The sequence below is a fragment of the Streptococcus mitis genome (assembly GCF_047464945.1).
GTDB lineage: Bacteria > Bacillota > Bacilli > Lactobacillales > Streptococcaceae > Streptococcus > Streptococcus mitis_EA.
This window is the reverse complement of record NZ_JASHAX010000004.1, coordinates 61,757-80,011: the sequence shown is the minus strand read 5'-3', so window position 1 is coordinate 80,011 and position 18,255 is coordinate 61,757. Positions and strand designations below refer to the sequence as shown.

At 38.7% G+C, this 18,255-nt stretch carries 19 protein-coding genes and 3 pseudogenes; 12 read left to right on the top strand and 10 right to left on the bottom strand.

All coding sequences use genetic code 11. The features are described 5' to 3' along the window. Positions 1-15: 15 nt before the first annotated feature. The 5 genes and pseudogenes from QM424_RS05980 to QM424_RS05960 form a co-directional block, all read right to left on the bottom strand. Complete coding sequence (locus QM424_RS05980; protein WP_414393625.1) at positions 16-429, bottom strand: hypothetical protein; 414 nt, start codon at positions 427-429, stop codon at positions 16-18. An 18-nt stretch (positions 430-447) separates the two neighbouring features. After that, positions 448-861, bottom strand: coding sequence for a hypothetical protein (locus tag QM424_RS05975; protein WP_265479398.1), 414 nt, complete (start codon positions 859-861; stop codon positions 448-450). Positions 862-980: 119 nt separating this feature from the next. Continuing rightward, positions 981-1,691, bottom strand: coding sequence for a nicotinamide mononucleotide transporter (locus QM424_RS05970; RefSeq protein WP_238095339.1), 711 nt, complete (start codon positions 1,689-1,691; stop codon positions 981-983). Beyond that, a pseudogene (locus QM424_RS05965) lies at positions 1,648-1,830 on the bottom strand (hypothetical protein). Before QM424_RS05965 ends, QM424_RS05970 begins: the two are co-directional and overlap by 44 nt. After that, on the bottom strand, positions 1,811-2,461 hold the full coding sequence (locus tag QM424_RS05960) for a metal-dependent transcriptional regulator (RefSeq protein WP_414393623.1): 651 nt from the start codon (positions 2,459-2,461) through the stop codon (positions 1,811-1,813). The pseudogene QM424_RS05965 and the gene QM424_RS05960 overlap by 20 nt, the downstream one beginning before the upstream one ends. Positions 2,462-2,572: 111 nt before the next feature. Between QM424_RS05960 and QM424_RS05955 the strand changes: the two genes are divergently transcribed. The 3 genes from QM424_RS05955 (at position 2,573) to QM424_RS05945 (ending at position 5,016) form a co-directional block, all read left to right on the top strand. Continuing rightward, positions 2,573-3,415: a metallophosphoesterase family protein gene (locus QM424_RS05955; protein ID WP_414393621.1), complete on the top strand. Its 843-nt coding sequence runs from the start codon at positions 2,573-2,575 to the stop codon at positions 3,413-3,415. Positions 3,416-3,490: 75 nt separating this feature from the next. Then, positions 3,491-3,928, top strand: coding sequence for an Rrf2 family transcriptional regulator (locus QM424_RS05950; RefSeq protein WP_261042033.1), 438 nt, complete (start codon positions 3,491-3,493; stop codon positions 3,926-3,928). Positions 3,929-3,996: 68 nt separating this feature from the next. Next, the gene (locus QM424_RS05945) at positions 3,997-5,016 is read left to right on the top strand and encodes a YdcF family protein (RefSeq protein WP_414393618.1); all 1,020 of its coding nucleotides are present in this window, start codon (positions 3,997-3,999) and stop codon (positions 5,014-5,016) included. Positions 5,017-5,103: 87 nt separating this feature from the next. Here QM424_RS05945 and QM424_RS05940 read toward each other — a convergent pair whose 3' ends face one another. The 3 genes from QM424_RS05940 to QM424_RS05930 form a co-directional block, all read right to left on the bottom strand. After that, positions 5,104-6,177, bottom strand: coding sequence for a DUF2974 domain-containing protein (locus QM424_RS05940; protein WP_000181728.1), 1,074 nt, complete (start codon positions 6,175-6,177; stop codon positions 5,104-5,106). Between the two features lie 123 nt (positions 6,178-6,300). Continuing rightward, the gene (locus QM424_RS05935; protein WP_261042030.1) at positions 6,301-7,077 is read right to left on the bottom strand and encodes a ferredoxin reductase domain-containing protein; all 777 of its coding nucleotides are present in this window, start codon (positions 7,075-7,077) and stop codon (positions 6,301-6,303) included. Positions 7,078-7,165: 88 nt separating this feature from the next. Beyond that, positions 7,166-7,735 (bottom strand): TetR/AcrR family transcriptional regulator, encoded by a 570-nt coding sequence (locus QM424_RS05930; protein ID WP_101776789.1) that lies wholly within the window; start codon positions 7,733-7,735, stop codon positions 7,166-7,168. 408 nt (positions 7,736-8,143) lie between these two features. Here QM424_RS05930 and QM424_RS05925 point away from each other — a divergent pair, with 408 nt between their 5' ends. From QM424_RS05925 to QM424_RS05895, 7 genes and pseudogenes are all read left to right on the top strand, one after another. Next, positions 8,144-8,821: a response regulator transcription factor gene (locus tag QM424_RS05925; protein WP_414393615.1), complete on the top strand. Its 678-nt coding sequence runs from the start codon at positions 8,144-8,146 to the stop codon at positions 8,819-8,821. Further along, positions 8,814-9,788 (top strand): HAMP domain-containing histidine kinase, encoded by a 975-nt coding sequence (locus QM424_RS05920; RefSeq protein ID WP_414393613.1) that lies wholly within the window; start codon positions 8,814-8,816, stop codon positions 9,786-9,788. The genes QM424_RS05925 and QM424_RS05920 overlap by 8 nt, the downstream gene beginning before the upstream one ends. Before the next feature lie 798 nt (positions 9,789-10,586). Next, positions 10,587-11,402: pseudogene (locus tag QM424_RS05915) on the top strand (ABC transporter transmembrane domain-containing protein); the annotation flags it as partial. A gap of 297 nt (positions 11,403-11,699) precedes the next feature. Continuing rightward, on the top strand, positions 11,700-12,002 hold the full coding sequence (locus QM424_RS05910; protein WP_004240734.1) for a TMEM175 family protein: 303 nt from the start codon (positions 11,700-11,702) through the stop codon (positions 12,000-12,002). Continuing rightward, entirely contained in the window at positions 11,927-12,268 is a 342-nt protein-coding gene (locus QM424_RS05905) for a hypothetical protein (protein WP_000397556.1), read from the top strand. The genes QM424_RS05910 and QM424_RS05905 overlap by 76 nt, the downstream gene beginning before the upstream one ends. Positions 12,269-12,281: 13 nt before the next feature. Continuing rightward, a complete protein-coding gene (locus QM424_RS05900) occupies positions 12,282-12,605 on the top strand; it encodes a potassium channel family protein (RefSeq protein ID WP_001253404.1) in 324 nt (107 codons plus the stop codon). Continuing rightward, the gene (locus QM424_RS05895; RefSeq protein WP_414393611.1) at positions 12,602-13,651 is read left to right on the top strand and encodes a DUF389 domain-containing protein; all 1,050 of its coding nucleotides are present in this window, start codon (positions 12,602-12,604) and stop codon (positions 13,649-13,651) included. The genes QM424_RS05900 and QM424_RS05895 overlap by 4 nt, the downstream gene beginning before the upstream one ends. A gap of 243 nt (positions 13,652-13,894) precedes the next feature. On the opposite strand, the gene thrS is transcribed toward QM424_RS05895, so the two are convergent. Both thrS and QM424_RS05885 read right to left on the bottom strand, forming a co-directional pair. Beyond that, positions 13,895-15,838, bottom strand: a complete 1,944-nt coding sequence (gene thrS / locus QM424_RS05890) for a threonine--tRNA ligase (RefSeq protein WP_023945494.1) — start codon at positions 15,836-15,838, stop codon at positions 13,895-13,897. Between the two features lie 322 nt (positions 15,839-16,160). After that, positions 16,161-16,534: pseudogene (locus QM424_RS05885) on the bottom strand (hypothetical protein). 204 nt (positions 16,535-16,738) lie between these two features. Here QM424_RS05885 and rpsO point away from each other — a divergent pair. Together rpsO and QM424_RS05875 are read left to right on the top strand one after the other, a co-directional pair. Further along, positions 16,739-17,008 (top strand): 30S ribosomal protein S15, encoded by a 270-nt coding sequence (gene rpsO, locus QM424_RS05880; protein WP_001018251.1) that lies wholly within the window; start codon positions 16,739-16,741, stop codon positions 17,006-17,008. A gap of 553 nt (positions 17,009-17,561) precedes the next feature. Further along, positions 17,562-18,173, top strand: a complete 612-nt coding sequence (locus QM424_RS05875; RefSeq protein WP_261032307.1) for a CadD family cadmium resistance transporter — start codon at positions 17,562-17,564, stop codon at positions 18,171-18,173. Positions 18,174-18,255 lie beyond the last annotated feature (82 nt).

Sequence of the window (18,255 nt, the reverse complement as noted above, 5' to 3'; positions counted from 1 at the left end):
TGGTTTTCTCATCTATCATAAAATATTCCAAAATGAAATCGGTGCTTGATAGGCTTGGGGGAAGTCTCTTTTCAGGATTTGGCAGGTGCGATAGGAAGGGATGAGATGTCCTAGGATGAGGAGAGTTCCCTGAAGGAAGAGTGGGATACCACTCAAACATATCAAGGAGAGGATTATCAGGCTATCCCATAGGAGGATTTGTAAGGCAAAACGCCAGAATCTCGGTCTAATCTGGGAATAGAGTTGACTAAAGTGGTCACAAAGTTGATTAGAAAAATAGGTCAATAGTACAGGATGAAAGAAGATGAGCCAACCGCTATAAATCAAAATCCAATCCCACGTAAGTCCCTCTTTAAATGTCAAAAATGCCAGCATGATTCCATCGATGATAAGGAGTTGAATGGTTTTGATATAGATGATTTTTTTCATGATAAAACCTCCTTTTCACTAGAGACACTCCCACAAAGAGATGTGTTTGTCGTAAAAGTCTAGATAGTTTTCTCTTAGGTAGTCAGTTGTCCGATAATATAAAGTAGAATGACAAGCAGTGACAATTGGCATAAGAGTGAAAAATCGCTGAGAACTAATGAAGGTGAAGAGGATAAATAATAGAAAATCAATGGTGAGAACCCCTAAATAGTAGAAGCGAATCTTTTTACTGATCTGAGGATCAATCTCAGATGAATGTTTTTTGAGTCGATTGACCAAGCGAAATAGCAGTAGTCCTTGAGCAAGGATGAAAATAAAACCAGTGAGCAAGAGCCAGCCCAAAGCTGTCTCGGGTCTAGTGCTGAAGAATGCAAATAGTAGCAAATCGATAACTGCAATTGCTGTAAAATGGATTCTACAGAGTTTTTTCATAAGATGACCTCCCTCTTTTATCTAGCTTCATTCTACTCCAAAAGAATGGGAGTTTCAACTAAAATGATAAAAAATTTTAGTAAGGAGATTCTATTCGATTTCTTTATTTGAGTTTCCTCTTATTGTTCCACTTCTTCATCATTCCAGACAAATAAAGCTCCGATTGCATTGAGGATATAAAAGATGTATTTTCCGATATTGGCGAAATTTCCTTGAATGCCAGCCTTTGTCAGCTGCACAAAATTGTAAATCAACCAAAATCCCCACTGAGTTGTCAGTTTCAATGCATTCAAAGCATTTGCAATGAGGGACAGTGCAAAGGCAATAGTTGTCACGTAGGCAAGTAGATTCATCTTACTACCATAGCCGATATAGTTAGTCACAAAGGCGAAGAGGAAGGCGATGATGGAAATGATAATGGCCGCTAATTTTAGCTGTTTTTGGCTCATTTGGTTGGGTCTGCCTTCTTGCGAAGCTTCCCATTTCTTAATAGCAAAGGTATAAATGAGGAAGGTGACGGGATAGGTGATAATAGCCGCCTTATTTCCAAGGATATAATCAATGGTACCAGACAAAATGGTATTAATAATACCAAAGTAATTTCCCCATTTGCTTAATTTCCCCGTGAAACGAGTGGACAACATGGAAATCCCAACGTTGGTTACGGAAATGAATCCAAAGGGAACAAGAGCTGTCCATGGTCCCCAGTCTACGAATTTGTCGAGTCGTGAGTTGAGGTAACCAGATGCGATCGCAATTCCAACGACCAAAGCAACCCCAAAGAGGTCAAACCATTTGGATGTCGCAAAAATTTTTAGTGATTTTTTCATAGGTTAAGGTATCTTTCTTGTTTTTTACATCGATTTTATAACAAAATGAAAGCAAAATCAAATGATAAAAATAAAACCCTGAAAATCAAACTTTCAGGGTTGGTAGGGGACTTGAGAAATTAGTTGATTTTCTCGACATAGAGTTGTTTTGCAATGTCCATACTTACTTGTAAGTCCTCGTCTTTACTGAGGATAGTGAAGGTATTGCTGAAGCCATCAAACTGCTTGACTTGGAGCGAATCACCGATGTGAAGTGAGTGCTTGTCCAGATAATTGAGAATGTCAAAACTATCGTGCACCCGAGTCAGGCGGTAGGTGCCAGCTTCCTTGATATCAGCTAGTGGCAGGTTATTGATTTCAACTAAGAGTTCTCCCTTGGCAGGAATAGTTCCTCCGTGGGGGCAGGTTTTAGGGAAACCTAGCAATTTATCCAGTCTTTCCACGAAAAGGTCAGAGACAGTATGTTCCAAGACCTCAGCTTCCTCGTGAATCTGGTCACTCGTATAGTCTAAATGATGAACTAGAAAAACTTCAATCAAGCGATGCTTACGATAGAGCTCAGAGACCAGTTTAAGGCCGAGGTCAGTCAGTAGATAGCCACATTCCTTGTCCTTGAGGATGAGATTTTCACTTTTCATCCGTTTAATCATTTCAGTTACGGCAGGGGGAGAGACTTGCATACGAGCCGCAATTTCCTTGTTGGTGATTTTATGCAGGTCTGTGCCAATTTCATAAATACATTTTAGATAGTCTTCTTTATTCGGGGTCATTCGCTTCCTCTTGTCTAATATCTTTATCTAGTATATCAAAAAAAGCTAGATTTCTCTAGCTGTGACTTTTTATGTTATACTTATTGCAAGAGAAAAAACGAGGAGATGGATATGACGAAAATAGCTCTTCTTTCAGATATTCATGGAAATACCACCGCCTTGGAGGCTGTTTTGGCAGATGCTCGGCAGCTAGGAGTGGATGAATACTGGCTTTTGGGAGACATTCTCATGCCAGGGACAGGGCGTAGAAGGATTTTGGACTTGTTGGCTAAACTACCGATTACGGCTAGAGTTTTGGGAAACTGGGAAGACAGTCTTTGGCATGGTGTCCGCAAGGAATTGGATAGTACTCGTCCCAGTCAACGCTATCTCTTGCGTCAGTGCCAGTATGTTTTAGAGGAAATTTCCCTAGAAGAAATTGAACTACTCCACAATCAACCACTCCAGATTCATCGTCAGTTTGGTGATTTGACGGTAGGAATTAGCCACCATCTTCCTGATAAGAACTGGGGGAGAGAGTTGATTCATACTGGAGCGCAAGAGGATTTTGACCGCTTGGTGACCAATCCGCCTTGTGATATTGCTGTTTATGGTCATATTCACCAGCAGTTGCTTCGTTACGGGACTGGTGGGCAATTGATTGTCAATCCGGGTTCAATTGGCCAGCCTTTCTTTCTAGATGCCCAGTTGCGGAAGGACTTGCGAGCCCAGTATATGATTTTAGAGTTTGATGACAAGGGCTTGGTAGATATGGACTTCCGACGGGTAGACTACGATGTGGTAGCTGAATTGCAGCTAGCTAAAGACCTCAAACTTCCCTATTTTGAGGTTTACTATGAAAGTCTGGTCAATGGTATCCACCATACTCATCATCAGGAATTTCTGAGAGAATTAGCCCAGAAAGAGGGTTATGATAGGGAATTAGATGCTTGGTTGAAAAGTGGTAACGATTGACATTACAACTAAAAAAGGTATAATAAAAGAAAAAGAAGAGTAGAGGCAGGCTAGCCTCGTAAAAAGGAGAAGAGGATGAAAATTCCGAGTAGATTTACCATTGCGACTCATATGCTGATAATCATTGCCCTCAAGGGGAAGGAAAGCAAGGTGACCAGTGATTTTCTGGCTGCTAGTGTCGGGGTCAATCCTGTCATTATCAGAAAAACCTTGTCCCAGTTGAAGAAGGCAGAGCTGATTTCAGTCGCGCGTGGAACGGGCGGAACAGAGATTGTCAAGGATCTTAAGGATATTAGTCTTTTAGATGTTTATCAAGCGGTTGAGTGTCTTGGTAAGACAGGTCAACTCTTCAGTTTCCATGACAATCCGAATCCAAATTGTCCAGTTGGAGCTCATATTCATGATGTTTTGGATCAAAAATTGGAGAGAATTCAGCTGGCCATGGAGACTGAACTTGGTCAGACCAGTCTAGAGCAAGTCGTGGCTGATGCAGAGAGTCAGATGAAGGAGTGAGAGGGATAGATGCCCTCTTTTTTCCTTTGGATAATTATGATAAAATGAACTCATAAAAGGAGGAAGAAATGTATCTCGTTATAGGAATTGTATTAGCATTTATAGTGTCATTTTGGAAGGATAATAGAAGTTTGTGGAATCCAGTATTATTCTTATTATCCCTCATTTCCAGTTATTTTTATCTAGGCTACCTTTTTTATCAAAATGGGTATGAGAAGATTCATTTCGCTTTTTTTATATTTCCCTTTATTTTACTTCCTTTTTTGCTTTTTCTAAGTGGCATCTTTCTAATCTATAATGGGGTCATTTTGTTGAAGCGAGAGGGACGTTCAAAGGCTAATTATCTCTCCATGCTCCTTGGAATAGTCATTTTGCTATTTTTTGCTTTGATGTCATTTCGATTGGGAGGACGACATGAATTATTTTACACCAATCACTTTCTAAATATTTTATTTGCATTTATTGCTTATTCTTACTTTATTTTTGGTTTTGCTTTTGTGGCTTTTATTCTGTACTCTATCTTGTATCTCTTTATTCCTAAGAAGAAGCATTATGATTTTATTATCATTCATGGTGCAGGTTTGTTAGACGGAGAAAAGGTAACACCTTTGCTAAAGAGGAGAATTGATAAGGCGGTAGAAGCTTACCACAAGTCTAAGAATTCTAACATAAAAATTATTGCCAGTGGTGGTCAAGGAGGAGATGAAAAGATTTCTGAAGCGCAGGCCATTACAAACTATCTTCTTGAAGAGACAGATGTTCCCCAAGATGCGATTATTCTGGAGGATCAATCAAGGACTACCTACGAGAACCTTCTCTTTTCTAAGGAACTTGGTGAGAAACTGGTAGCCAAACCTCAATTCCTCTTTGTTACAAATGACTATCATGTTTTTCGTACTAGTACCTATGCGCGTAAGTTAAATATGAAGGGAGATGGCCTCGGATGTAGGACGGCAGGCTACTACATACCATCTGCCTTTATTCGGGAGTACTTAGCGCTCTGTGTCAAGATGAAATGGCTTTTCCTTGCCTTTTATGTCCTACTATCAGTCCTCATTTTGATAGCCTACAAAGGGATTATTTGGTAGTTAGATTTTATTTAAAAAGACCTAGAATGCACATGAAATTATGTATTCTAGGTCTTTTGTTTTGTATATATTTGATTTTCCAGAGTACTATCTATTTTTCCAGGCCTGGTAACGGGTATCAATCAATAACTGAGTAAGGCGCCCCATGGTTTCCCTTTCTTCTGGAGTGAGGGATTGTGCTTGGACAAAGAGATGATGAATATGTTCGATAGCTCTTAGGGAAGACAGGTCATTGATGGAGCTAATCCCAGCATCGAGAATAGTGCCAAAGAAGAGGTCGAAGTAGAGCTGGAGTTCCTCATCAGGGACTGTGGCCACCCATTCTTTGAAGGTTGTATCGACTTGTTGGCTATCACTGTTAGTTTTATCCAGTTGAGCGAAGTGCTTGTCCTCAATCTGCCAACTAAAGGTATCGTGCTGGGCGATACCACCCAAAGCAGTACTGTGCACGATGATTTGCTGGTTAGGGATTTCCAGCATTATACCGATAATGGAACCTTGTGGGATGAAGACCTTGGTTCTATCCATTATCCCTTGATAGCCCTCAGTTTGTGTCAGTTCTGTGTGGAGACCAGGCGCATCAAAGGTATAAACTGCTGTGATTTGATTTTGCAAGCTTTGCTCAATTTGACTAGCAGCATAGATGGCTAGATTTCCTCCCTTGGAATGCCCAGCCAGAATGACCTTTTGCTTAGGATGGAGGGCAAAAAAGTTCTTTAAATAGCGAAGAGCGTGCTTTTGAGCAGGAATTTCCTTCATATAGGTCAGGTGGAAATCTTCCTTCCAGCCAATGATACTGTCATCTGTCCCACGAAAGACAATCAGATAGGTGTCGAGAGTGAGGCGGTAGGTCATAGCAGCAAATTGCTTTTGCAGTTCAGGGTCGATGTCATTAATAAAATGGGAGAGTTTGCAATTTTTGAAGCGCTTGTGTTGAGCTAGTTCATCTAATAGCTGGAGGCGATTTTTGCTGGTCAACATGTTAGATTCTCTTGGAACCTGAGGTACCAGGTCTAAAAGTCGCATAGGAGTTGTGGAGACCAAATTATCAAAGGAGAGATAGGTGATTTCTGTTAAGGCTAGAATGTCTAACTCATTCAAAGGAAGGTCGTAAAAGGAATCGTGTGCGACATCTTTCAGGTAGTCAAAAATATTGGTCATAAGAGCTCCTTTCTTTTTATTTATCTTATCACAATCACATATAATTTACTAGTTGGTTTGTACGAGCTCTCTACATACTGACCTATAATGGTATGATTCAGACACATAGAAGACAGTTTGCTTTTATTTCAAACCTCTAAACATACTTGTTTGTATCTGTTTGGAGTCAATCCCATTTTCTTTTAAGAAATTTTTCATCTCATTTATATCATCAGGTTGGCCGGTTAAGAGATAAATAGCTTGGTTACCGTATTTCACAACCGCATTTTTTAAAAATGCTTGGCTTTGAGAAAAGGTTTCGCTAGTTTTATAAGTTAGATTCGGATTATTCTTACTAAGCTCTCTTAACTCATTATCAAAAATGTTTACTCCTTTGTCTAAATGATTAAGAATGATGGAGCGCTTACCAGCCCACTCTTTCACAACTGGACGTAGAGTAGAAATACCGACATCAGAGGCAAAACAAACCAGTGCTTGGTCATTGTCTTTAACAGATAAAGATGATTCCAGCCAACTCATCTCAATTTTACTACCAGATGGTAAATGTGTTAAGGTTTCCTTAAACACGCTACCACTATTATGGGTTACAATAAGAATTTCATCCTCATCAGGAGTAGAAGCAAGGGTTAGCCATCGGCTAGCCTGATCCTCCTTTACTGGACTTTTGTCTGGACCAAACGAGCTGTCAGGAAGCTTAAACTGAGCATAGGAGCCAGCTTTCCATATTTGATTTTTTGGTTTTGTGATGTGAACTAAATACAAATCTCCGCTGGGATTTTCAATGGATTTTATCGATAAAGTTTGACTTCGTCCAAGATAGGTAATGATTCCCCAAGATATAAAGCCGAGCACTCCAAGTGTAGTTAGAATAATTATGAACATTTTTTTCCCTCGTTTCATTTTTAACTCCTATAGTGTAGTAATTTTCTATGAATGAATAATATTTTTTTTCATTCAATAATTTCCAAAAAATAAAGAAAAGATTTCTTTATTTCAGTATTCCTTTAATGAAGTTGGTTGCTAGTATTTCTACAGTTTTGCTAATATCTGGAAAATCATTTTCTGTGATATGCATATCCATGTAGTAAAATAGGTTGTAAACTTGTAAAATATCTTGAATTTTTTCTGGAGAATGGCCTTCAGCCTGCAAACGATGAGTAAAGGTTTTCACGAGAAATTGATGAAATGGATTCGTGACTTTCCCTTCTTCTGAGGAATAGTAGCTATGCAACTCATCTGCTATGGCAGGATTGTACCATTCTGCAAGGATTTTATTGGAAGAAACGAGTGCTCTGGATTGAGCAAAGAGTTGACTAATAAGATCAATCATATCAATTTCCCAATCCAGTTCTTCGATCATAGTTTGGCGAACACGGTTGTTTTCATCAATATAGATATCTAAAAAAATAGCCTCTTTACTTTCGTAATAGTTATAAAAAGATCCGACTGCCATATGAGCTTGTCTAGCAATTTCTGAAATTCCTGTCGCCTTGTATCCTTTTTTTGAAAAAACTTCATAAGCTGCGGATTTCAAAGCCTGTTTTTTGTCCAATTTGATTCACCTCTTTTCTGAATGAATATTAAATACTGTTCATTCATATCTTAACAAATCTTTTTAAGATTGTCAATCTGAAAGCTAGAACTTTTTACGGATACCACTTGATAAGGAGCTTTTCAATGTTAGAAGAGTATAGAGTGTCGTTTTAACTACACTCAAGGTTTGGAAGAATAGATATAAATTTTGGTTAAGGGGATGTATAAAAGAACTGAAATGAGGGTTGAAAAAATTAAAAATAAATGGGTAGTGCTGGCACTATGTCTGAAAATAAGGTATGATATCAATGGGGTTATTCACTATCTGTTTTTGAGCTGTTGTGACAAGGAAATGTCAAAAAAGTATTAGATACTAAGCCCTCTATTTATACTAAAGGATTTAAGACTCCTAAAATTAGCAAAGGAGAATCAGATGCACAAGATTTTATTAGTAGAAGATGATCATGTCATTCGTCAACAAGTCGGAAAAATGCTATCTGAATGGGGATTTGAAGTGGTCCTGGTAGAAGACTTTATGGAAGTTTTGAGTCTTTTTGTCCAGTCGGAGCCTCATCTGGTCCTCATGGATATTGGACTGCCCTTGTTTAATGGTTATCACTGGTGTCAGGAAATTCGCAAGATTTCCAAGGTGCCGATCATGTTTCTGTCTTCGAGAGACCAGGCTATGGATATTGTCATGGCAATCAATATGGGGGCGGATGACTTTGTGACCAAGCCTTTTGACCAGCAGGTTCTTTTAGCCAAGGTTCAGGGCTTGTTGCGTCGTTCCTATGAGTTTGGGCGTGACGAGAGTTTACTGGAATATGCCGGTGTTATCCTCAATACCAAATCCATGGATTTACATTATCAAGGGCAAGTCTTGAACTTGACCAAGAACGAATTCCAGATTTTACGCGTTTTGTTTGAGCATGCAGGCAATATCGTAGCGCGTGATGACTTGATGCGGGAACTTTGGAACAGTGACTTTTTCATTGATGATAATACCCTCTCTGTCAATGTAGCTCGTTTGCGTAAAAAATTGGAAGAGCAGGGCTTGGTAGGATTTATCGAGACCAAGAAAGGGATAGGGTACGGATTAAAGCATGCTTGATTGGAAACCATTTTTTCTAGCCTATCTGCGCTCCCGTAGTCGTCTTTTGGTTTATCTGATTTCTTTGACGTTTCTGGTCTTACTCTTTCAGTTTTTATTTGCCAGTTTGGGAATTTACTTTCTCTACTTTTTCCTGCTGTGTTGCTTTGTAACCATCTTATTTTTCACTTGGGACATATTGGTGGAAATGCAGGTCTATCGCCAGGAAATTCTCTATGGGGAGAGGGAAGCCAAATCTCCATTGGAAAGAGTTTTGGCTGAAAAATTAGAAGCGCGTGAGATGGAACTCTATCAGCAGAGGTCTGACGCAGAAAGAAAACTGACGGATTTGCTGGATTACTATACCTTGTGGGTGCACCAGATTAAGACCCCCATTGCAGCCAGTCAACTCTTAGTTGCAGAAGTGGCCGACCGCCAACTGAAGCAGCAGTTGGAACAGGAAATTTTCAAAATTGATTCCTATACCAATCTAGTCTTACAGTACCTGCGTTTAGAAAGTTTCCATGATGATTTGGTCTTAAAGCAGGTTCAAATTGAGGATTTGGTCAAGGAAATAATTCGTAAATATGCTCTTTTCTTTATTCAAAAAGGCTTAAATGTCAATCTACATGACCTTGATAAAGAAATCGTGACGGATAAGAAGTGGCTACTAGTGGTCATTGAACAAATTATCTCAAATAGTCTCAAGTACACCAAGGAAGGTGGTCTGGAGATTTATATGGAAGGCCAGGAACTCTGTATCAAGGATACAGGAATCGGGATAAAAAATAGTGATGTTCTCCGAGTCTTTGAACGTGGCTTTTCAGGATACAATGGCCGCCTAACCCAGCAGTCATCTGGACTTGGACTTTACCTATCTAAGAAAATTTCTGAAGAACTGGGTCACCAGATTCGCATCGAGTCTGAGGTTGGAAAAGGAACGATAGTGCGGATTCAGTTTGCTCAAGTAAACTTAGTCCTTGAGTGAGAAGAGACAATGAGTTTTTACCCAATCTCTTTTTGCTATATTTCAGGATATTTGAAGACTGTTTTTTACAAAACCAATAATAGAACTTTTAATACGGAATATAGTATAAATACTGGTTCAAAGTGAAGTTTTGTATGCTTTATACTTTTGTTGAATATAAAATCTATAAACTAAGGGTGAATTACAAAAATTAATTTGAGATGAAGTGAATTGTAGACTTGGGAAATGTCTCCTATTCGATTTCAGAATGAATCGTTGACACAGGATTAAAAGAACTGCAGCTTTCTTTTTATTTTGAATGAGATAGGTGTATATAGATTTGTGTAACTGGTGTAGAACTGTTTCCAAGAATTTATTGAATGTATCGAATACACACATTCTATTGATTTTGAACCAGTTTTTAATTTCTAAATGTTATAATAGTTTTATCAAGTAAAAGGAGACTGCCATGATTGGAGACAATATAAAATTCTTACGAAAATCACATAATCTGATATAACCAGAATTTTCACGGATTGTGGGTGTGTCACGAAATAGCCTAAATCGTTAGAAAAACTGAAAAAGCTTACTTTCAATAGAAGTATTGGAAATATTCATTTTACATCTATCAAAGAAACATGGGATAGACCTATATTTTACAAAATAGCAAATTATATTTTGAATGATAGTAAAAACTGCAGTACTTGTGTGATTTACAATTATTGCACTCAATGTCCGAATATCGCACTATCTGAAATAGGGAATAGTAGAGATTGTTCTGCGATATGTAAAAAAACGCATTAGCAAGGAGTATCGTATATGCTACCATATCTTAAAACTATTAGATGGTATCTCTTCTTTAATTTTCTTTTTGGTGTAGTATCGAATATCTGCACAGCTTTGTTACCGTATTTCACGCAGGCATTAATCAAAGGGGATTATCAAGTAGCTCTATATGGTTACTCTATGTCAGTGGCAGGCTATTTGAGTTGTAACTATATCCAAATGATACTTGATTGGAAGCAGGGGATTATCTTTTCGACTACTTTGAAAAATGAGTGGTTTCGTTCACTTCTGGGACTCAGTCACCACGATTTTAAGCAGAAAACAGTAGCAGAGTATATTTCCTATCAATCTAATGACCTAGATTCGTTGGAAAAGGATTACCTTCCTCCATTGATGAGTTTTATCAAACAAATTTTACGTATCATCATTTACGCTTTCATTATTAGCAGAACAATTAATCCTATTGTATCACTGATTTTAATCTTTTCCACTGGAATTAGTATTCAAATTCCTAAAATCGTTGGGAAGTTGACCGCTAATCGTAGACAGGTTTACTTGAAAAAACAAGGAGATTACTATCGAACTTTGGAGGATTTGCTTATGGGACATCATTTGGTAAATAAACTAACTATGTCGCATTTTTTGAATCAACAAAAGAGTTCTCTAAAGAATTTGCAGGATAAGTATTTTAAGTATGGTTTGACAAAAATTACAGGCATCTTATTGACAGGTGTTTCTTTTGAATTCATTAGTCTTGTTCTGTTTATTTATTTAGCCTACTCTCTATCTCACCAGCAACTCGGTATTCCTGAGGTGGTGGCGAGTTTCGGATATATTAATGCTTTTTCTGTTCACCCCAAATTTTTGTAACTAGGTGATACTTGAAATTAATACAAATTTGGTTGTTTTTGATAAATCTAAGCAACACTAAATGATGAAGTGAAAGGGGATGAATCTTTGATAGTATTCATTTATTGTGAAATATGATATATTTATTAATTAGATGGATGAATACTTCTAGAGTTAAATATAGCATAATAGGGACAGACTTTTTGGTTTATTTTTGTTTGTAGTCGGATTATGAAAGAATATCCAATATTATGCGATAAGATAGAATGTTACAAAAAAGAAAGGGGATGCAATCCGATGAAGAAAGACAGATTAATTGTATTGACAGATGCTGTTCTAGCAATTATTATGACCATCTTGATTTTAGAGTTAGAAAAACCAACAACACCAAGTCTTGAAGCTTTTTGGGATTTACGGCAAAATTTCTTTGCTTGTTTTCTTTCCTTTTTCTGGTTGGGATCGTTATGGATGGCACTAAACACATTATGGGAAAAGGTTGAGAAAATTTCCTCAGAAATTATTTGGTGGAATTTGTTTCTACTCTTGGAGCGGCAGGAGTTCTCTTTGGAGAATTTCATGCCATCCAAGATACCAGTCTGAATGATGTGGTGGACCGGATCTATATAAATGTCAAGGATTTACCGTTTCAGTCCTTGGGAGCTTTAGCTAATATCCTGTCTGATGTTAAGAAGGGACTGATTCAAGACAGTCATATCTGGTCTTTCTTCCAGTCATTTTTCAAACAATATCAGTTGATAATCAGCTTAAATCAGATCTATCAGTTTGTCTATCTTTCTCTGATGGAGATCATGTCCTATCTTCACTTTGATTATTGGAAAAAACGGCTCGGTCAGGAGCTAGTATGAATAAGGAGAACAAATGAGACGTTTAAAAATGTTATGGCATATTATACAGGTTACGGGTTTTACTCGGTTTGCTCTGAGTTTTGTGACCTTTGTTTTTGGGTCAGGAGGCGTGCTTTTCCTAGTTGAACCTGCTATCACAAATTACGGAGACGGTCTTTGGTATGCTTTTGTGACTTCGACGACTGTCGGCTACGGGGATCTCCTAGCTGTGACCTTGATTGGAAGGATTACCAGTGTCTTCTTGACGATTTATGGGCTCATATTTTTTGGCTGTTTATCAGCTGTTATTATTAATTATTATACCGATTTAAATAAGGAAAGAGGAGAGGACAAATGACTGCCAATTATTCAACACGGGAATACCGTGAGAAATTATATGATGATCTTCATGTTCGATTAAGAGATACAGTGATTTTGATGTGTGCGATTTTTATTGCCTCTATCGGCCTAAATATGAATTCAACAGCTGTCATTATTGGAGCCATGCTGATTTCCCCTCTTATGACACCGATTGTTGGACTGGGGTTTGGTTTAGCTATTTTTGATACGCGTTTAATCAAGCAATCTCTAGAGGTTTTATTTACCCAAGTATTGGTCAGCTTGCTTGTCTCGGCTCTGTATTTCTGGATTTCTCCCCTATCTTATGAAAGTAGCGAATTGATTGCACGAACCTCTCCAACCATTTGGGATGTTCTCATTGCTATTGCTGGTGGGATAGCAGGTTTCATTGGTTCAAGGAAAAAAGAAGCAAACAATATCGTACCAGGAGTAGCCATTGCAACAGCTCTGATGCCACCTATCTGCACTGCAGGTTACGGTTTAGCTAATGGAAATGTACGATTTTTATTTGGGGCTCTCTATCTTTTCTTGATCAACTGTGTCTTTATCATGCTAACCAACATTGTTGGAACAAGAATTTTGATGAGAAAATCTCCCTTAAGTTCATTTAAAGAGCTAAACATTAAAATGAGAATTGGGTTGATATCCTTGATCGTATTATTGATTCTTCCAGCCAGCTATTCAGCAGTCACTCTGACGATAGATCAAGCGCGAAAAGAAGGAATCAAACAATTTGTAGGAAAAGAGTTCGCCAATCATACGGTCATTAATCAAGTCTACAAGTCAAGGAACAATGAATTGGTCTTGACGGTTGTTGGAGATCCGATTTCAGAAGAAGAGTTAGAAACGCTCCACCAAAAACAAGCCTCTTACGGTATTCAATCTGTTCAATTGAAAGTCAATCAAGTTCATAATTCGACAAAATTAGACAGTGATACGACCAAGGAATTTTATGAAACCATTAACAAGTATATCGATCAAAAACTCTCTGAAAAGGATTCACAAAAAGATCTCGTAAAAGAAAATGAAGCAGACAAGGATTGAGGATATTGATCTTATCTAACTCATGAAAGCAAATCTTGTGTGGTGGTTTGGTCAATCACTACTAGCTCGGATTAAATAATACTCTTCGAAAATCAAATTCAAACCACGTCAGCGTCGCCTTACCGTACTCAAGTACAGCTTGCGGCTAGCTTCCTAGTTTGCTTTTTGATTTTCATTGAGTAAAAATATAAAAAGCAACAGCTGAAATAGTTGTTGCTTTTTAGGTAGCTAGGATTTTATCTCTTATTTCTCAACGCGTGATTTGTTGGCGATATCAGCTAGGATAGCTTGAACAAAGTCATCAACTGAGACAGTTTGTGTTTCTTTTTGGCCATAGCGACGAACGTTAACAGTTCCGTCTTCCATTTCCTTGTCCCCAACGATTAATTGGTAAGGAATCTTGCTTGTTTGTGAAGCACGGATCTTGAACTGCATTTTTTCATTGCGCTCATCTACATCTGCACGGACACCACGGTCACGGAGTTTCTTAGCCACTTCCCAAGCGTAGTCCACGTGTTTTTCGTTAGATACTGGGATGAGGGTTACTTGGTGAGGTGCTAGCCATGTTGGGAAGGCACCCTTGTAGTTCTCAATCAAGATAGCTGTGAAGCGTTCCATAGTTGAGATAACTCCACGGTGGATCATAACTGGACGGTGCTCCTCACCATCAGCTCCGATGTATTTAAGATCGAAGCGTTCTGGAAGCAAGAAGTCAAGTTGGATAGTAGAAAGAGTTTCTTCTTTTCCAAGAGCGGTCTTAACTTGAATATCCAATTTTGGTCCGTAGAAGGCTGCTTCACCTTCGGCTTCAAAGTAGTCCACGCCCATTTCATCAAGGGCTGCACGAAGCATGGTTTGAGCATTTTCCCACATTTCATCGTTATCAAAGTACTTGTGAGTATCTTGAGGGTCACGAAGAGAGAGGCGGAAGCGGTATTCAGTCAAGTTGAAGTCTTCATAAACATCGATAATCAACTGAAGAGCACGTTGGAATTCTTCTTGGATTTGTTCTGGAGTCACAAAGAGGTGACCATCGTTGAGTGACATTTCACGTACACGTTGAAGACCAGTCAGGGAACCAGATTTTTCGTAGCGGTGCATCATACCGATTTCAGCGATACGGATTGGCAACTCACGGTAAGAGTGAACATGGTGTTTGAAGACTTGGATGTGGTGCGGGCAGTTCATTGGACGAAGGACAAATTCTTCCCCGTCACCCATGTCCATAGTTGGGAACATGTCTTCTTGGTAATGATCCCAGTGACCAGAAGTCTTGTAAAGTTCAACAGAAGCAAGTGGTGGAGTGTAGACGTGTTGGTAGCCTGAAGCTAGCTCTTTGTCAACGATGTAGCGTTCCAATTCACGACGGATAGTCGCACCGTTTGGCAACCAGAATGGCAAACCTTGACCAACCTCTTGAGAAATCATGAAGAGGTCAAGCTCTTTACCAAGTTTACGGTGGTCACGTTCTTTGGCTTCTTCACGCATTTGAAGGTAGTTTTTCAAGTCTTTCTTGTCAAACCAAGCTGTACCATAGATACGTTGCATCATAGCGTTGTCGCTATTTCCACGCCAGTAAGCACCTGCTACATGGAGAAGGTGGAAGATTTGGATACGACCTGTTGAAGGGACGTGTGGGCCACGGCAAAGGTCTACATATTCACCCTGACGATAGATAGTCAAACCACCTTCGTCTTCTGAGTGCTCTTCAATCAATTCTAATTTGTAAGGGTCATTTTTGAAGATTTCACGTGCCTCGTCTTTAGTCACTTCTTCACGGATTGATGGGAAGTTTTCTTTGACAATTTTTTGCATTTCTTCTTCGATACGAGGAAGGTCTTCGTTAGAGATTTGACCAGCTGTGTTGTCTGTATCGTAGTAGAAGCCGTCTTCGATGGCTGGACCAACTCCCAAGTGAATGTCTGGGAAAAGACGACGAGCGGCTTGGGCAAATAAGTGAGCAGCTGAGTGACGCAAGATTGGAAGGGCATCTTCGTGATCAGGTGTCACAATTTCGATGCTTCCATCTTCAGTGATAGCACGAGTAGTGTCGATGAGTTTGCCGTTGAATTTACCAGCCAAGGCTTTTTTAGCTAGGGAATTGCTGATAGATTGGGCAATTTCAAAAGTTGTAACGCCAGATTCGAATTCACGAACAGCGCCGTCTGGGAAAGTAATGTTAATCATGATGTTCTCCTTACTTATATTATTTACGAATGTGTTAACCCTATTCTGAAAACAGGGATAGAGGATTGTGAAAGCTAGAAAAACAAAAAACGACATCCTAAAAAGGACGTCGCAACGTGGTTCCACCTTCATTTATGTACCTCAAAAGAGAGGGACACCTCTGATTGGCTCTAACGTGGCCACCGTTTTATGTTTGCATAAAAGTCAGTAGAGTAGTATCACTATAGTCTTTCTATGCGTTTCCAGCAACCACGCACTCTCTAGTAGAAAGGGACTAAGTGACTTGTCTCTATGGATTATTATAGCATGATTGTGAGATTTTTCAAGGATTTTGTGAAAGTTTTTTGTTTTTCATTTTTGTAGAATATGCTTGATACCAATACCGGAAGCCATGCCCACCAGAGCAAAGACTTCATAGGCTAGGAAGTAGGGAAGGATAAATTCTCTGAAAGTAATGATGGTAAAACAATAGAGCAGTCCGTTCCCCAGTAACAACCAAAGAGAGAAACGGAAACGGTAGCTATAGAGTAACGATACAATCAAGATTACCAGAGGTGTAAAGAAGAGAATATTATTTACGTAGAGACTCTTGAGTAAAAGGGGGTCAGAAATAATTAGTGATAACAACTGATAAAGTGGCCAATAAAAGAAAAAGATGACCAAATAATAGGGGAGATGGGAATAGAATCTAGGTATGATAATCACCTCGTTTAAAAAAACAGACAACTTAGATTGCTTGTTATGGTTATTATATCATATTTAAAACAAGAAAGTAAATCTGTTGACAAAGAAGTTAGTTATTGGTAGAATAAGGATTGTCGTAAAGACAAATAACTTCTTCTTGGTTACAGGCATGCCAACCTGTCACTCGGATGAAGCCAAATAAAAAGGAGAAACATCATGGCAATCTCAAAAGAGAAAAAAAATGAAATCATCGCACAATATGCACGTCACGAAGGTGATACAGGTTCAGTAGAGGTTCAAGTTGCTGTCCTTACTTGGGAAATCAACCACCTTAACGAACACATCAAACAACACAAAAAAGACCACGCTACTTACCGTGGATTGATGAAAAAAATCGGTCGCCGTCGTAACTTGCTTGCATACTTGCGTAAAAACGACGTTAACCGTTACCGTGAGTTGATCAACTCTCTAGGACTTCGTCGCTAATTCAAGATACAAAGGCCGTCAAAAGCACAAAGCAAAAATAGGAAAATTGACGAAGAAACTTCAGTTTCTAGGAGATTTTATCTTTTTTGCCAAGTGCTTAGGCCGTGTTCAATTGAGCATATCTTGATAATGAAGCTACTCTAAATTGGGTAGCTTTTTTACTTTTGTTACCTTACCTCGATATGCTCAAGTATAATCTTAGGTTACGGTTCCTAGCACTGTAAGGTAAAATAAACCAGAATGATCTCCCTTCGGGGAGATTTTTTGTTCAGGTTTTATCGGCCACAATTTTGGAGACTACAAAAACCTCAAATAGTAGCAGTCTACAAGACCCTCGGAGAGCCCACACTTTACGAAGTAAAGTATAGTATGTTATACTTTACATGGAAGTAGTCACCGAATTCCAGTTAGAAATTACTTTGTAACTACGTTTTGAGGAGGAGTAAAATGCTTTCCTATGTTCGAAATTACCCACTAGCGATAGCTAAATTAATGTGTCTGTGCTCTCCTAAAATCTGCTGATTTATTACTGACTAATACAGGAGGGTTTTTTATGGGACAGACAATCATATCTGCTATTGGTGTTTATATTTCCACCAGTATCGATTATTTAATTATTTTATTTATTTTATTTGCACAGCTATCACAGAATAAACAAAAATGGCATATTTATGCGGGGCAATATCTAGGCACAGGCTTACTTGTAGGGGCGAGTTTAGTTGCTGCTTATGTCGTTAATTTCGTGCCTGAAGAATGGATGGTTGGATTGCTTGGTTTAATCCCTATCTATTTAGGGATTCGCTTTGCAATTATTGGAGAAGGTGAGGAAGAAGAGGAAGAAATTATTGAAAGATTAGAACAAAGCAAGGCAAATCAACTGTTTTGGACAGTTACATTGCTGACAATTGCGTCTGGCGGAGATAATTTAGGTATCTATATACCTTATTTTGCTTCGTTAGATTGGTCACAGACCCTCGTGGCCTTGCTTGTGTTTGTAATCGGCATAATTATCTTATGCGAGATTAGTCGGGTGTTATCCTCTATTCCGTTAATATTCGAGACAATTGAAAAATACGAGCGAATCATTGTGCCCTTAGTATTCATTCTACTTGGACTATACATCATGTATGAAAATGGCACGATAGAGACTTTTCTGACCGTGTAGATTTTTTTGTTTCACTAGGATTTTAGCCCGAACTCAAATCAAGCTCTCTGATTTCAGAGGGCTTTTTATGTTGTCCTCTTAC

Coding starts and splice junctions, on each gene's coding strand:
- QM424_RS05945 (WP_414393618.1), top strand. CDS start 3,997: ATGTATCTCGTTATAGGAATTGTATTAGCATTTATAGTGTCATTTTGG.
- rpsO (WP_001018251.1), top strand. CDS start 16,739: ATGGCAATCTCAAAAGAGAAAAAAAATGAAATCATCGCACAATATGCA.
- QM424_RS05975 (WP_265479398.1), bottom strand. CDS start 861: ATGAAAAAACTCTGTAGAATCCATTTTACAGCAATTGCAGTTATCGAT.
- QM424_RS05910 (WP_004240734.1), top strand. CDS start 11,700: ATGAAGAAAGACAGATTAATTGTATTGACAGATGCTGTTCTAGCAATT.
- QM424_RS05955 (WP_414393621.1), top strand. CDS start 2,573: ATGACGAAAATAGCTCTTCTTTCAGATATTCATGGAAATACCACCGCC.
- QM424_RS05940 (WP_000181728.1), bottom strand. CDS start 6,177: ATGACCAATATTTTTGACTACCTGAAAGATGTCGCACACGATTCCTTT.
- QM424_RS05970 (WP_238095339.1), bottom strand. CDS start 1,691: ATGAAAAAATCACTAAAAATTTTTGCGACATCCAAATGGTTTGACCTC.
- thrS (WP_023945494.1), bottom strand. CDS start 15,838: ATGATTAACATTACTTTCCCAGACGGCGCTGTTCGTGAATTCGAATCT.
- QM424_RS05895 (WP_414393611.1), top strand. CDS start 12,602: ATGACTGCCAATTATTCAACACGGGAATACCGTGAGAAATTATATGAT.
- QM424_RS05920 (WP_414393613.1), top strand. CDS start 8,814: ATGCTTGATTGGAAACCATTTTTTCTAGCCTATCTGCGCTCCCGTAGT.
- QM424_RS05935 (WP_261042030.1), bottom strand. CDS start 7,077: ATGAAACGAGGGAAAAAAATGTTCATAATTATTCTAACTACACTTGGA.
- QM424_RS05900 (WP_001253404.1), top strand. CDS start 12,282: ATGAGACGTTTAAAAATGTTATGGCATATTATACAGGTTACGGGTTTT.
- QM424_RS05925 (WP_414393615.1), top strand. CDS start 8,144: ATGCACAAGATTTTATTAGTAGAAGATGATCATGTCATTCGTCAACAA.
- QM424_RS05960 (WP_414393623.1), bottom strand. CDS start 2,461: ATGACCCCGAATAAAGAAGACTATCTAAAATGTATTTATGAAATTGGC.
- QM424_RS05980 (WP_414393625.1), bottom strand. CDS start 429: ATGAAAAAAATCATCTATATCAAAACCATTCAACTCCTTATCATCGAT.
- QM424_RS05950 (WP_261042033.1), top strand. CDS start 3,491: ATGAAAATTCCGAGTAGATTTACCATTGCGACTCATATGCTGATAATC.
- QM424_RS05875 (WP_261032307.1), top strand. CDS start 17,562: ATGGGACAGACAATCATATCTGCTATTGGTGTTTATATTTCCACCAGT.